This window comes from Microcoleus sp. S13_B4 (assembly GCF_036700885.1).
Taxonomy (GTDB): domain Bacteria; phylum Cyanobacteriota; class Cyanobacteriia; order Cyanobacteriales; family Microcoleaceae; genus Microcoleus.
This window is the reverse complement of sequence record NZ_JAUBPU010000001.1, coordinates 160638-174525: the sequence shown is the minus strand read 5'-3', so window position 1 is coordinate 174525 and position 13888 is coordinate 160638. Positions and strand designations below refer to the sequence as shown.

12 protein-coding genes and 1 pseudogene are annotated in these 13888 nt (G+C 46.5%); 10 read left to right on the top strand and 3 right to left on the bottom strand.

Going from position 1 to position 13888, the window contains the following annotated elements:
• The first annotated feature begins 120 nt into the window (after nucleotides 1-120).
• Nucleotides 121-680: pseudogene (locus QT994_RS00735) on the top strand (Uma2 family endonuclease).
• A 93-nt stretch (nucleotides 681-773) separates the two neighbouring features.
• Nucleotides 774-1640 carry a dihydropteroate synthase gene (folP, locus tag QT994_RS00730; protein WP_333170897.1) on the top strand — a complete coding sequence of 289 codons (867 nt, stop codon included), beginning with the start codon at nucleotides 774-776 and terminating at the stop codon, nucleotides 1638-1640.
• Here the strand turns inward: folP and QT994_RS00725 are convergent.
• Nucleotides 1631-2470, bottom strand: a complete 840-nt coding sequence (locus QT994_RS00725; RefSeq protein ID WP_333170895.1) for a stomatin-like protein — start codon at nucleotides 2468-2470, stop codon at nucleotides 1631-1633. The genes folP and QT994_RS00725 overlap by 10 nt on opposite strands.
• Before the next feature lie 191 nt (nucleotides 2471-2661).
• Between QT994_RS00725 and QT994_RS00720 the strand changes: the two genes are divergently transcribed.
• Complete coding sequence (locus QT994_RS00720) at nucleotides 2662-3432, top strand: tetratricopeptide repeat protein (protein WP_333170892.1); 771 nt, start codon at nucleotides 2662-2664, stop codon at nucleotides 3430-3432.
• A gap of 96 nt (nucleotides 3433-3528) precedes the next feature.
• Here the strand turns inward: QT994_RS00720 and aroB are convergent, their stop codons facing one another.
• Nucleotides 3529-4623, bottom strand: a complete 1095-nt coding sequence (gene aroB / locus QT994_RS00715; protein WP_333048198.1) for a 3-dehydroquinate synthase — start codon at nucleotides 4621-4623, stop codon at nucleotides 3529-3531.
• A 77-nt stretch (nucleotides 4624-4700) separates the two neighbouring features.
• Between aroB and petL the strand changes: the two genes are divergently transcribed.
• Nucleotides 4701-4802: a cytochrome b6-f complex subunit PetL gene (petL, locus tag QT994_RS00710; RefSeq protein WP_333170889.1), complete on the top strand. Its 102-nt coding sequence runs from the start codon at nucleotides 4701-4703 to the stop codon at nucleotides 4800-4802.
• A 361-nt stretch (nucleotides 4803-5163) separates the two neighbouring features.
• On the opposite strand, the gene QT994_RS00705 is transcribed toward petL, so the two are convergent.
• The gene (locus tag QT994_RS00705) at nucleotides 5164-5388 is read right to left on the bottom strand and encodes a KTSC domain-containing protein (RefSeq protein ID WP_333170887.1); all 225 of its coding nucleotides are present in this window, start codon (nucleotides 5386-5388) and stop codon (nucleotides 5164-5166) included.
• A 159-nt stretch (nucleotides 5389-5547) separates the two neighbouring features.
• On the opposite strand from QT994_RS00705, the gene QT994_RS00700 reads away from it, so the two are divergent.
• From QT994_RS00700 to QT994_RS00675, 6 genes are all read left to right on the top strand, one after another.
• A complete protein-coding gene (locus QT994_RS00700) occupies nucleotides 5548-6138 on the top strand; it encodes a chromophore lyase CpcT/CpeT (RefSeq protein WP_333048202.1) in 591 nt (196 codons plus the stop codon).
• A gap of 110 nt (nucleotides 6139-6248) precedes the next feature.
• On the top strand, nucleotides 6249-7397 hold the full coding sequence (locus QT994_RS00695) for an NAD-dependent epimerase/dehydratase family protein (protein ID WP_333048204.1): 1149 nt from the start codon (nucleotides 6249-6251) through the stop codon (nucleotides 7395-7397).
• A 493-nt stretch (nucleotides 7398-7890) separates the two neighbouring features.
• Nucleotides 7891-8070, top strand: coding sequence for a hypothetical protein (locus QT994_RS00690; protein ID WP_333170884.1), 180 nt, complete (start codon nucleotides 7891-7893; stop codon nucleotides 8068-8070).
• Between the two features lie 13 nt (nucleotides 8071-8083).
• Nucleotides 8084-9217, top strand: coding sequence for a glycosyltransferase family 1 protein (locus tag QT994_RS00685; RefSeq protein ID WP_333048207.1), 1134 nt, complete (start codon nucleotides 8084-8086; stop codon nucleotides 9215-9217).
• A gap of 580 nt (nucleotides 9218-9797) precedes the next feature.
• Nucleotides 9798-12458 (top strand): GAF domain-containing protein, encoded by a 2661-nt coding sequence (locus tag QT994_RS00680; protein ID WP_333170882.1) that lies wholly within the window; start codon nucleotides 9798-9800, stop codon nucleotides 12456-12458.
• Between the two features lie 147 nt (nucleotides 12459-12605).
• Nucleotides 12606-13748: a hybrid sensor histidine kinase/response regulator gene (locus tag QT994_RS00675; RefSeq protein WP_333170878.1), complete on the top strand. Its 1143-nt coding sequence runs from the start codon at nucleotides 12606-12608 to the stop codon at nucleotides 13746-13748.
• The last annotated feature ends 140 nt before the right edge of the window (nucleotides 13749-13888 follow it).

Below are 13888 nucleotides of genomic sequence, written 5' to 3'. Positions count from 1 at the left end.
GGTAATTGCTAATAGGTAATTGCTAAGTGGTAAGTGGAACCAGGGCAGCGGGAATTAAACAGCGATCGCGTACAACTGTGATGTGCCGTTGAGTGTTTCTCGGAGCGGGAGAATTAACCTATGACTGCGATCGTTAAATCAAAACCCACCTTAGAGGAGTTCCTAAAACTTCCTCAAACTGAACCAGCCTCAGAATTTCTTGACGGAGAAATCATTCAGAAGCCCCTGCCACAAGGTGAACACAGCCTCCTTCAAGGTGAACTCTGCAAGACGATCGATTTAGTAACAAAAACTCAGAAAATTGCCCGTGCTTTCCAGAGTTATACTGCACATTTGGTGGCGCATCAATCGTGCCAGATGTAGCAGTATTCCGATGGGAAAGAATTCCTTTTTTGCCCTCTGGTAGAATTGCTAACCGCTTTGAAATTAATCCAGACTGGTCGATTGAAATCCTCTCCCCAAGCCAAAGTCAAACAAAAATGCTGAGTAAATTACTTCACTGTTCCCGACACGGAACTGAGTTGTGGTGGTTATTAGACCCAGAAGAAGAGAGTATTTTGGCAGTATTTCCAGGACAAAAAGTAGAACTGTACAAAGGTGAAGCTCTGTTGCCACTCATTGATAAAATTGAATTAGAATTGACAGTTGAAACTGTGTTTAGCTGGTTAAGTTTTGGTTAAATTAAGAAGGGCGCTTCTGCTGTATTCTTTAGTCTTTTAGAGAGATACTTCGTTTGACAAGAATCAATTTCAATCGCCGACTGATGAGTTGATATGATAAATAACAAAAAAATTACAATTAGAAATAAAGTTTTCGAGTGGGGAAAACGCACTTATTTAATGGGCGTTTTAAATATTACCCCTGACAGTTTTAGCGACGGCGGAGATTTCTATACCATAGAATCTGCTTTAGCGCAAGCGGAAAATATGGTAGAATCCGGTGTAGATATTATTGATATTGGCGGTCAATCTACGCGGCCCGGTGCAGCGGAAATATCTTTAGAAGAGGAGATCAATCGCGTTATACCTCTCGTACAAATACTGCGGCAAAAAGCGGATATTTTTGGCTCAGTTCCTATTTCTGTGGATACTACCAGAGCGCAGGTTGCGAAAGCTGCGGTTGAGGCGGGCGCTGATATAATTAACGATATTTCGGGAGCAACGTTTGACTCAGAAATGCTGTCAACTGTTGCTAAATTAAAAGTACCAATAATTTTGATGCACATTCGGGGAACTCCCCAGACGATGCAAAAACTTACAGATTATAGCGATTTAATTGGGGAAATTAGGGAATTTTTAGAGAGTAGAATTGCGGCAGCCGTAGCAGCAGGAGTTGACAAATCTCAAATAATTATCGACCCCGGTATTGGCTTTGCTAAAACTTACAGTCAGAATTTAGAAATTTTGCGCGAGTTGCCAAAATTTCGTTCTTTAAACTGTCCGATTTTAGTCGGAGTATCGCGAAAAAGCTTTATCGGTAACATTTTGAATCAGCCAGAAGCGAAACAAAGAATTTGGGGGACAGCGGCGGCTTGTACAGGTGCGATCGCAAATTTGGCAGATATCTTGCGAGTTCACGATGTCAAAGAAATGTACGATGTTTGTCTGGTTGCCGACGCTATCTTCAGAAATCAATCTTGAGAAGTTTGAGTATCGATAACTTTCATTTCCTGAGCCTCAGAATGAGGCGTCACGTCCGGAATAGAACCCATCAAATTGTTCAGAGCTTCTGTCATGTTCTTCGGGTCCATAAACAAAATTTTGGCATTGTCGCTCTCGCCGAGTTTTTGTTGAGCGTCCAAGTATTTTTCGGTTACTAAGTAATTCAAAACTTGCTTGCTATTTGGATGGGAGTCTAAAGCTTCAACTAAGAGCCTCATATACTCCTTAGTGCCGATCGCCTTATTGACCATTGCTTGCCACTCGCTCTTAGTAGCGCGCTCCAATTCCATAGCTTCTTGCACCCTTTTAGGAGGTGTAATGCTTTGAATTTCCACCCGAATTACTTTGACACCCCAAGTTTCGGTAGCTTCGTCCAATTTCTTGAGTAACTTTTTATTCATGTCATCTCGGGAACCCAAGATGTCTTGCATTGGCAATCGACCAATTTCAGCGCGAAACGTCGTTAAAACTAAGTTGGCGATCGCATTTTCAATTTGATCGATTCCATAATAAGCTTTCTGTAAATTCACAACCCGCCAATACACAACGGCATCGACTTCGAGAGCCACATTATCTCCCGTGATTGCTGACTGAGGTTTAATGTCTAAAACTCTTTCACGGCTTGTGTCCACGCAGACGACTTTTTCGACTAGGGGACTGATAAAGTGGAATCCTGGCTTTAGAGTGCGCTTGTATTGACCCAAACGTTCTACTAAAGCTTCGTCGCCACCGCTGACTATTTTGACGCTTGAGTTAACAGCGTAGCCGAGCATGAGCGCAAAGAGCATGGTAAGAATAGACTGCCCCATTTCTATTTTCCTGCTAAGGTTGACTGAGAATCGATCGGAATTCTACTCTAATTTAACTCAAACTCGGCCACACAGTGCTAAAATATCTCGACTGTTAATAACTAACTATTTCATCGGGTGGGCCCCATCGGCTCCGACTCTTACAGCGCTAGTGAAACCCAGGATATCAACAACACGTTTCCACAAAAGACATGAAAAACGATCGAGAGTTTCGCTGGTTCAAACCTTTGAGGTGGATTACCCCAAGCATTTTGGTGGGTGCTGGAATCTGCAATGCAGCAGCGGGCCAACCGGCACAAGCTGAGACAATCGCCCTGCAACTCTCGCAAAACTTGCAGTCGCAGAACTTGCAGCCCCCGCGCCGAGTGCCGGCAGTGCGAGAAGTTATGTCCTACGAAATGAAGGGAGACGAACTCAGGATTTGCAAGCAGGAAGGTAACTCCGAGAAAAAGTGCCAAGTTGTAGGTAAAGGCTACATAGTGGGTTTGAGAACTGCCAACGACCTTTACGGTCAAGGAAATGCTGTTAATGCCGAAGCTTTGTACCGGCAACTAATCGCTCGCTATCCCAAACAAGCGGATGCTTATTACAAGTTGGCAACTATGCTGTCGGGGCAAGGTAAAATGAGCGATGCGATCGTTCTATTCCAAAAAGCAATTGAAGTCAACCCGCAGCACGCCAAAGCTCACAACGATTTAGGCGTAGCGATGGCAAGTCAGGGGCAGTTGCCCGAGGCAATTGTTCAGTGGAGACAAGCCGTTAAAATTAACGATCAATATCCCGATGCTTTAAACAATTTAGGAGTCGGTTTGTACCAGCAAGGCGACAAGGAAAACCAAGCGGAGGCAGTAGCCAGCCTCACAAAAGCTAAGGAGTTATTTATCAAGCAAGGCAGAACTCAATCGGCTAACAGAGTCGATAAAATTTTGGAGGAAATTAATTCGCGGTCGAGCGGTTCCTAAACTCAACCGCCGATCGCACATTGAAAGAAAAAACATCTTTAGCGATCGGCGTTAATGGGCGTTCACCGGCGGTTAAACAACCCCAAAAACGAGAATCTAAAGCATTTCCTTCAAAACTTGTATAATCAAATCTCCATCCACCCGATCGCTTACAGCAGCCTCACCCAAGCGCACTGGCAAAACAAACCGCACCTTGCCATCCTGCACCTTTTTATCCAGTTGCAAAGTATGCAAAATTTCCTCAACATCAACACCCGCCGGCAATTTGGCAGGTAAACCCGCTTTTTCAATCAAAGCAGACTGGCGGCGATCGCACTCAGCATCCCACATTCCCAGCTCCACAGCCAATCGGCTTGACGCAGCCATGCCGATTGCCACTCCTTCCCCGTGATTGATCACCTTGTAATTGGTTAAACTTTCCACAGCATGACCGATCGTGTGTCCGTAATTCAAAATCGCCCGCAAACCCGATTCCTTCTCATCTTTGCTTACCACCTCAGCCTTAGCTTGGCAAGACCTGCTCAAAATTTCTGCCAACAAATCCGCCTTCACATAGCGCATTTGATCCAAACGCTTGCACTTCTCCAACTTCTCGAACAATTCAACATCCCAAATCACCCCGTACTTGATGACTTCCGCCATCGCCGAACGAAACTCCCTCGCCGGCAGAGTTTTGAGTACATCCGGGTCAATCAAAACCAAGCGCGGCTGGTGAAAAGCCCCGATTAAATTCTTCCCCAAAGGATGATTTACCCCCGTTTTGCCCCCAATAGAAGCATCAACCATCGCCAGCAGCGAAGTCGGAACCTGCACGACATTAATTCCCCGTAGCCAAGTCGCCGCAGCAAAACCCGTCATATCGCCCACAACCCCGCCGCCCAAAGCCACCATTGTCGAGGAACGTTCTAAACGGTTTGCCAAAGCCGCACCGTAAATTTTCTGCACCGAATTTAAAGTTTTGTACTGTTCTCCCGGTGGTAAAATGCAGCTACTGACTTCCAGACCTGCCGATTCGAGGGCTGCTGTTGCTCTTTCGCCGTACTGCCGAAAAATCGACTGATTCGACACCAGCAGGACTTTTTTGCCCAAACTTAGATCGCCCATCAGACTGCCGAGTTCGTCTAAGCCGCCCGATCGCACGCAAACATTGTAAGATTGTGGCCCCAAGTCAACTTTAATTATGGATTGCATATTTATCTAATTTAGATATTAGATTTTAGATTATAGTTCTTATAGGTCTTTTTATTGATTATTTTGGAGAAATTGCAATGAGTCTTAGCGGAGCAATAACTTATTTTGGGATTTTTGGCGGCATGGTCGGCTTGGCGACAGTGCTGATGTTTGGTCTGCGGGCTGTCAAACTCATCTAATTTGCTAATTTAGATGTCTGAACCAGAGTATTTAATCTCTGGCAAAAGTATCAGTTAGATAAAGTATTTGCGCCAAAAATCTCTAGGTTTATCTGTAGATTGACGGCGCCAATACTTTGTTTCATATAACTGGATGCTACCATTGGCTAATTTAATATGTGACCCAAAGTAATTGGGTTAATGCTTCAATCTAAAATCTAAAATCTAAAATCTAAAATCGCTCGATTCCCCAATGCTCTAGAAGATGAAGAAAATCATTAAATAGAGGTAGCTTATCAGCAATACCTTGAGAATAACGCTAAATCTGAGGTTTATTCGCCTGCAAAATGAGAAGTATCGCAAGCAGAGATTAATTCCGTACTTATCGTCGCCGTTTCTTTACTTGTTCATAGGGAAAACAATCAATAACGTCAGATAGCATATAACTACCTTTGGAATCAGATTCCATCAGTTCCAAGTAGACAGTCTTGGGGACTTCAAAATATAGATAGGTTTTGCCACTATTGAAAACAACCTCCAGAGTAGAAGTTGTTTCGTCATAACCCACAGCTTTTATCATGCTGGATTCGACTGGTTGTAGTTTCATGATTTCCCGATAAGTAAGCCCACCTGGAAAAAACAGAATACCCAGATTCCCGACTGATTTAAGAAGTCAGGGATCTCAAGTGCGATCGCACCTGAATTTCCCCTAAAATAATTTCTACTCCCTCAATCCAAAATCTAAAATCCAAAATCTAAAATCGAAATGACTCATTCCACCGATATCGTCACCCTCGCCCGCTGGATGGCAGCCGACTTCAGCAACCAAGCCCAAGCCTTTGAAAATCCGCCATTCTTCGCCCACATCCGCGTCTGCATGAGACCTTTGCCCGTAGAAGTTCTGGATGGGATCAGCTTGTACCTAGAACAAGCCTACGATATTGAACTGAATGTACCGTACCGAGTCCGAGTTTTGAAATTAGTCCCGGTGGGCGATCGAATCGACATCGAAAATTATGCCATAGAAAACGAAGAACAATTCTACGGCGCTGCCCGCGACCCGCAACGGCTGCAAGAAATCAAAAAAGCACAACTGACACTGCTTCCCGGCTGCACCTTTATTACGCAGTGGACGGGCAACAGCTTCAAAGGGTCTGTCGAACCCGGAAAAGGCTGCATGGTCGTCAGAAAGGGCAAAAAAACCTATCTAGACAGCGAATTCGAGATTGACCAAGACAAATTTATTAGCCACGATCGCGGACGTGACCCCGAAACCGATGCCCACGTCTGGGGAGCCCAGGCCGGCCCCTTTGAATTCACCCGCCGTGCCAGTTTCGCCGACGAAATTTCGGTTTAATCCAAAAAAACAGAGTCCCTCCTGGGCGAACACGCTTGATTAAAGGTTCAGAATGCACCATAACCTGATACATTAACCCAGTATTGGCAAGCAAGATTCACCGTTGATTTATGAAAGTCCTGGTTATTGGTGGCGATGGCTATTGCGGTTGGGCAACCGCACTCTACCTTTCTAACAAGGGTTACGAAGTTGGCATCCTCGACAGCTTCGTGCGGCGGCACTGGGATCTGGAACTGTGCAGCGACACCCTCACTCCCATCGCACCGATTCAGCAACGACTCCAGCGATGGCAAGATTTAACGGGCAAGTCGATCGACTTGTTCGTCGGTGACATCACCAACTACGATTTTCTCAGCAAAAGCATGAGAAAATTTGCACCAGAGGCGATCGTCCATTTCGGCGAACAGCGTTCGGCACCTTTCTCAATGATCGATCGCGAACACGCAGTCCTCACCCAAGTCAATAACGTCGTCGGGACACTCAACCTGCTGTACGCCATCCGCGAAGACTTCCCCGACTGTCACCTAGTGAAATTGGGGACAATGGGCGAATACGGCACCCCGAATATTGACATTGAAGAAGGCTACATCACGATCGAACACAACGGCCGCAAGGATACACTACCCTATCCCAAACAACCAGGCAGTTTCTACCACCTGTCAAAAGTCCACGACTCCCACAACATCCATTTTGCTTGCAAAATCTGGGGTTTAAGAGCCACCGACTTAAATCAGGGCGTAGTCTACGGCGTGCTCACAGATGAAACCGGCATGGACGAACTGTTGATCAACCGTTTGGACTACGACGGAGTATTCGGTACGGCCTTGAACAGATTTTGCATCCAAGCTGCGATCGGTCATCCTCTGACAGTTTACGGCACTGGTGGACAAACCCGCAGCTTCTTAGACATTCGGGATACCGTGCGGTGCGTGGAATTAGCGATCGCCAACCCCGCCGAAGCCGGACAATTCCGCGTCTTCAACCAATTCACCGAACTATTCAGCGTCGGCGACTTAGCCTCCTTGGTGCAAAAAGCAGGCATGGCAATGGGATTAAAAGTAGAAATCAACAACATCGAAAATCCCAGAGTCGAGAAAGAAGAACATTATTTCAATGCCAAAAACACCAATTTGCTAGACCTCGGTTTGCAACCGCACTATCTCTCAGATTCCCTGCTCGATTCTCTGCTGAATTTTGCTACGAAATATCAGCATCGTGTCGATAAAAACCAGATTTTGCCGAAGGTTTCTTGGAAGTAAGTTCTGGTATCTATTTGCGGGTAAGAGATTTTTTAACGAACCGCGAAGGCGCGAAGGGCGCGAAGCAAGAGGAAAGAAGGGAAGAGAGGAGAAATGTTTGCAAGTTTAGAAGGGATTTCTTTGTAGATTAATTTTTTCATATCTATCTTTTTGATCTTTTGCTCTGTGTTCTCTGCGTCCTCTGCGCTTAGTTGCAAAATGGCATAAGGTTTTTAAGGCTGGCTTTTTGGGAATAAAACCGTGAAAAGTCACATTTTTGTTCTGTGGCTTTTGGTTGTTCTGCCGGGATTTTCAGCGAGTGCAGTTTGTGCTGATTATTTAATATCGGAATGGGCTGCATTAACGGCAAGTTATCACAATTAGCGCCGAGTTAGCGAAGGCTTATCTGCCACTTAAAAAGCAAGATAAAGTGCCGGAACCGCACAGTAAATTCACAGAATTAATTGCTGGGCTGAAAGTGTGGGATGGCTTTGAGGTGGGATAATTATATCAATTGGCATTCAGGGAATTGGCATTTTATCCCAAAAACCTCTCGCTCGGAATTAGCGGTAGTGCAACAGAAAGAAGAAGTGTAGAAAAGCAGCCGATCGCACGCAATGACTTAGCTCCCCGCGAGACAGTGTATCCTGTTACCGATGACCTTGGCCGCAGAGTAGGATTATCGGCTCCCTAAATAACTTATTTTTATGAAAATTGCTCTGTTCACTGAGACATTTCTGCCAAAAATAGATGGCATTGTGACGCGCCTAATTCACACTGTAGATCACTTGCAGCGATCGGGCGAACAAGTTCTGATTTTTTCTCCAGATTACGGGATTAAAGAATACAAAGGCGCCCGAGTTTACGGTGTGGAGGGTTTGCCTTTGCCGATGTACCCGGAATTGAAAATGGCACTTCCTTCTCCGGCTGTCGGTCGCCAATTAGAGCAGTTTAAACCGGATATTATTCACGTTGTCAATCCCGCTATTTTGGGATTGGGCGGTATATATTACGGCAAAAAGTTCAACATTCCGATTTTGGCTTCTTACCACACGCATTTGCCGAAATACTTGCACCACTACGGTTTCGGAGTTCTCGAACCTTTATTGTGGGAATTGCTCAAGGGAGCTCACAACCAAGCAGAATTGAATCTGTGTACTTCTACAGCAATGGTGGAAGAACTCAGAAACCACGGGATCGATCGGGTAGATTTGTGGCAGCGGGGCGTAGATACTGAAATGTTTGTCCCGGAATTGGCAAGTCGAGAAATGCGATCGCGCCTTTCTGAAAATAACCCAGACAGTCCCCTGCTGCTGTACGTCGGCCGCCTGGGTGCAGAAAAAGAAATCGAACGCATCAAACCAGTCCTCGCAGCGATTCCCGATGCCCGCCTCGCCTTAGTGGGAGACGGCCCGCATCGGCAAACCCTTGAACAATATTTTGCCGGTACACCCACCAATTTTGTCGGCTACCTCAAGGGGCAAGAACTCGCAAGAGCTTACGCATCGGCCGACGCCTTCATTTTTCCCTCCCGCACCGAAACCCTGGGCTTAGTGCTCCTAGAAGCAATGGCTGCGGGGACGCCTGTAGTGGCGGCGCGCAGCGGCGGAATTCCCGATATCGTCACCGACGGTGTTAACGGATATTTATTTGACCCCGCCGACGAAGAAGGAGCACTCGCCGCCACCAAGCGTCTATTTGCGAATCCTGAAGAACGGGAAACCCTGCGCCATAACGCTCGCCGAGAAGCCGAACGCTGGGGTTGGGCTGCCGCCGCCGCACAACTCCAGCGGTACTATCAATCAGTGGTGTTTGCCCAGTCTGTGCCCAGAGCAGCCTAAAGGTCAGGATCTGTAGCACCTTTAAACTTCATCGCCAGCTTAGTTTCCCTGTTCGATAGTCAGTTGGTAGTGAGGAGGGATGTTTTCAAAGACCGATCAAACTTTTTTGCTGCATAAATTACCGTCGTTATCCTGCTGTTGCGTTTACCATTAAACTATGAGTAAGCTCTGTAGGAATGCCTTGCGCGCTGCTTTCATAGCGCCCTTTACCTGACCGGATACGGTCGCCGAGTGCGCTAAAACCGTCACACCGCGCTGCCGCCGAGCACAGAGTGTCAAATCTACCTTGCACTCTTGATCGAACGAAAGTCTGGGAGCTAGTTTTCCGGCGGATACGGTTCCGAACTCAAGTTCAGCTTTAATTGACGAACCCTCATCAGTATCCAGGTTGTAAAAAAGATCGATCGAGCATACATAACAAGCAAACTGAAGTTGCGTGCGCCACTTTTGAACTCAGGATTCATCAAAACGGCAAGCGAGTGCCGACGCGCTTGCAAACAAATCCAAGAGTTTGCACTGCCGCCGAATCTAGCGCGGCTCAACCTGCAGTCAGTTTACCCTTCTGAGCAAGCAGTTAATCATGACATTCTCCAATACTGGTAGCGTTCTGGCTACACTGACTCAAGTCAATTTTATGGGGGCATTGACCTCCCGTGTTAAGAGCCTGCCAGTTCCTGAATTAGTCTGCCTGCTGGACTTTATCACGGCTGAATTTCAGCAATTTATCCGGGCGATGGATCTGATTAACAATGAAGCACTCGAAACTCTCTTAGAGCAACTGTTAGATGCCTTCACTGTTAAAATTGGTCAGATTCTGCAAGCAGACCGGACAACAATTTTTTTGGTTGACTCCAACAAAAATCAACTGTGGCACAAAATAGTCGATCCACTTACGGGCGAGGATGTAGAAGTACGCTTGCCGATGGATGCAGGCATTTTAGGCTACGTAGCAACAACCGGAAAATCGATCAATGTCACCGAAGCTCGATCGCACGAGCATTTTAATTCCGAAGTAGACGAACCACCGGGCTATCAGATCGAGACCATCCTCTGTATGCCGATTTTTAGCAGCAAGAGCCAACATGAACCCGTAGCGGTGGTCAGACTGTTAAATAAAGCTGGCAATGTCTCCTTTAGCGAGGAAGACGAACAGCAGTTCCAGGCTTTTGCAGATTCGATCGGGATTATTCTCGAAAGTTGTCAGTCTTTCTACGTCGTCGCCCGCAACCAGCGAGGGGTTGCCGCACTTTTGAGAGCCACCACGACTTTGGGTCAAAGTCTTGACTTGGAAACAACTTTGCGCTCTGTCATGGATCAAGCTCGCGACTTGATGCAAGCCGATCGCAGCACGCTATTTTTGTTAAATCGGGAAACCAACGAACTCTGGACAAAAGTCGCTAAGGCTGACGGCAAAACGATGATGGAAATCCGTATTCCTGCGAATAGGGGAATTGCTGGCTACGTGGCTTCGACTGGTCAACCTCTAAATATTACAGATGCTTACGACGATCCCCGCTTTGACCCATCTACAGACCAGCAAACGGGATACCGCACTCGGACTGTCTTGTGTATGCCGGTGCATAACGCTAAAGGTGAGCTGATCGGGGTAACTCAGCTAATTAATAAGAATCAAGGTACTTTCACCCCTTCCGACGAAGAGTTTTTGCGAGCGTTTAATTCCCAAGCGGGAATGGCGTTGCAAAATTCTCAACTGTTTCAAAACGTGATGGTGGAAAAGCAGTATCAGAAAGATATGCTGCAAAGTCTTTCTGATGCAGTGATTTCCACGGATTTGAAGGGGCGAGTGGTGACTATTAACGAAGCCGCCCTAGAATTGTTGGGCTGTCCGGTAAATCAAGCTAAAAGCAAACACAATCCCCAGATTTGGGAAGATAAACTTGTGAATCGCTATGTTTGGGAAGTAGTGCCGATCGACAATTTGCAATTTCGACTAGAAGACAGTCTCAAAAATGCTGCCAGACATTACGTTCCCGAACAAAGTTTAACTTTGGGATTGTTGGTGGAAAAAACGCTAAATTCCCAACAACAAAAAGAAGAAGAAGAAGAAGAAAGTTATATTTTGGCCGTACCCGATCGCAATGACCCTAATTTATATTACGCTTGGGGCGAAAACAGCGCGTGGACTGAGGAAGTAGCGTTGGCAGAATTAGCTAATGCCCAATCTCTATTTTCGCTGCGAAATTCTGCCCTGTATCACCCTTATTGTCCGCTGCCCATCCCCGCCTCTCGAATTAAACTAATTGAACGTAGTTTGAATTTGACTGTCAACCCGCTGATCAATCCAGAGGGCGGCGTGCGTGGCGGTTTAGTGGTACTCGAAGACATCAGCCGCGAAAAGCGGATGAAAAATACGATGTACCGCTACCTGACTCCTGGAGTCGTAGATAAAGTGATGGCTTTAGGTGAAGGCGCCATGATGGTGGGCGAACGCAAAGAAGTGACTATTTTATTTTCCGACATTCGCGGCTACACCACGCTGACCGAAAATCTGGGAGCGTCCCAGGTGGTATCCCTGCTAAACGAATATTTTGAGACGATGGTGGAGGCCGTTTTCCACCACGAAGGTACTTTAGACAAGTTTATCGGCGATGCTTTAATGGCGGTGTTCGGCGCCCCCCTGCCGCTGAATCCCCCGGAAAGTCACGGTTGGATGGCGGTGCAGTCGGCTTTAGATATGCGCCGACGTTTGAAAGAGTTTAATGATTCTCGGCCCGGCGAAGATCCGTTTCGCTTCGGAATTGGGATTAGTTCCGGAGAGGTGGTTTCGGGAAATATTGGTTCCCAAAAGCGGATGGATTACACGGTAATCGGGGATGCGGTGAACTTGAGTTCGCGATTGGAACAGCTTACAAAGGAGTACGGGTGCGATATAATTTTGAGCGAATTTACATACAGTTTGTGCAGCGAACGGATTTGGGTGCGAGAGTTGGACAAGGTGCGGGTTAAGGGCCAAAATCAGCCGGTGGGCATTTACGAGTTGTTGCAAAATAGTTCTGAACCCATCGACGGGGAAACCCTTCGGTTTATGGAACTTTACAGTAACGGTAGGGAGGCTTATATTGCTAGAAATTTTCAGAAAGCTATTAGTTATTTTGAAGCGGCTTTAGCAATGCGACCGAGCGATCGACCTGTGGAAGTTCACCTCGACCGATCCCTGAGCTATTTGGAAGTACCCCCGCCCGATGATTGGGACGGCGTGCATAGGATGACAACCAAGTAGTAGATTATATTACATCCGAGTGTTCAAAAGTAAAAAGATTGCATAAAGATTTGAAATCTTCCTTATGACAGAGTTAATAAGTGTAAAAATGTGAAAACATAAATCGGATGCGAGATTAAAGTTTAGTATTTGTTTGCAGTCACTTAAATGAATTATTTATCTGTTCCGAATGCCACAAAAGCCGATCGCATTCTGGTGGTAGACGACGCACCAGATAATGTTTTATTGGTACAGACAATCCTAGAAGAAGAAGGTTACGAAATTAGCACTGCAGAAAACGGCTTTTCTGCCTTGAGTCAAATTGACAAGTCAGCCCCGGATTTGGTACTGCTAGACGTGATGATGCCGGGAATGGACGGTTATGAAGTCACCAAGCGAATGCGACAAAATAAGGAATTGCCCTTTATCCCGATTTTGTTAATCACGGCTCACGACAGTGCGAGCGTAGTCCAGGGATTGGACATGGGAGCAGACGATTTCATCCGCAAACCAGTCGAAATGGACGAACTGCTGGCGAGGGTTCGATCGCTTTTGCGGCTAAAACACAGCGTAGACGAGCGCAATTCGATCGCCCTGCAGCGCGAAGATTTTGTCTCTCGACTCGCTCACGACTTGCGGACGCCCCTGGTAGCAGCCGATCGAATGCTAACTTTAATGCAGCAGGGAGCTTTGGGAGACATTTCGCTTCCCATGCGCGACGCTTTCGGGACGATGGTTCGCAGCAACAAAAACCTGATCGCGATGGTAAATATGCTGCTGGAAGTCTACCGCTACGAAGCAGGCCGCAAATCCCTAAGTTTCGCTCCCGTGGACTTGCGCCAGCTTATTACTGAGGTCGCTGAAGAACTCGCTCCCCTAGCCGATGCTAAAGGTTTGTCCATAAATTTAGACTTGACCGAAAGTGCAGAAAGTGCACCGATTGCGAAGTATCCGGGCGATCGTCTGGAACTGCACCGCTTGATGACAAATTTAATCGGAAATGCGATTAAATTCACCGACAGCGGCTCAATAGATGTCAGCTTAAAAGCTGCGAATTCGCCTGCTTATACTAGCTTCAAAAACCAACCGCTGGCATGGGTAATCATAGAAATCAAAGACACCGGCGCCGGGATTTCTCCCACCGAAAAAGCAAAGTTATTTGAAAGGTTTGGCCCGGGAACTCACAAGAGATCCAGTACAGGTTTGGGATTACACCTCTGCCGCCAAATAGTCGAAGCTCACCGCGGCACGATCGAGGTAACATCAGACTTGGGCAAAGGCAGTTTGTTTACAATTCGCTTGCCTTGTTAGAGCGGTATAATTAACTCTAACTTTGGGGTACGAAAGGCGCACATTACTACAGATAAGTTGTAATTGTAGGGTGCGCCATAAGCACCTAATCGAATTATGGTTAATTTACCGGATGTCATATAATTACTTCGCAACGGAAT

Coding starts and splice junctions, on each gene's coding strand:
- QT994_RS00685 (WP_333048207.1), top strand. CDS start 8,084: ATGAAAATTGCTCTGTTCACTGAGACATTTCTGCCAAAAATAGATGGC.
- QT994_RS00705 (WP_333170887.1), bottom strand. CDS start 5,388: ATGAAACTACAACCAGTCGAATCCAGCATGATAAAAGCTGTGGGTTAT.
- folP (WP_333170897.1), top strand. CDS start 774: ATGATAAATAACAAAAAAATTACAATTAGAAATAAAGTTTTCGAGTGG.
- QT994_RS00725 (WP_333170895.1), bottom strand. CDS start 2,470: ATGGGGCAGTCTATTCTTACCATGCTCTTTGCGCTCATGCTCGGCTAC.
- QT994_RS00700 (WP_333048202.1), top strand. CDS start 5,548: ATGACTCATTCCACCGATATCGTCACCCTCGCCCGCTGGATGGCAGCC.
- aroB (WP_333048198.1), bottom strand. CDS start 4,623: ATGCAATCCATAATTAAAGTTGACTTGGGGCCACAATCTTACAATGTT.
- QT994_RS00695 (WP_333048204.1), top strand. CDS start 6,249: ATGAAAGTCCTGGTTATTGGTGGCGATGGCTATTGCGGTTGGGCAACC.
- petL (WP_333170889.1), top strand. CDS start 4,701: ATGAGTCTTAGCGGAGCAATAACTTATTTTGGGATTTTTGGCGGCATG.
- QT994_RS00720 (WP_333170892.1), top strand. CDS start 2,662: ATGAAAAACGATCGAGAGTTTCGCTGGTTCAAACCTTTGAGGTGGATT.
- QT994_RS00680 (WP_333170882.1), top strand. CDS start 9,798: ATGACATTCTCCAATACTGGTAGCGTTCTGGCTACACTGACTCAAGTC.
- QT994_RS00675 (WP_333170878.1), top strand. CDS start 12,606: ATGAATTATTTATCTGTTCCGAATGCCACAAAAGCCGATCGCATTCTG.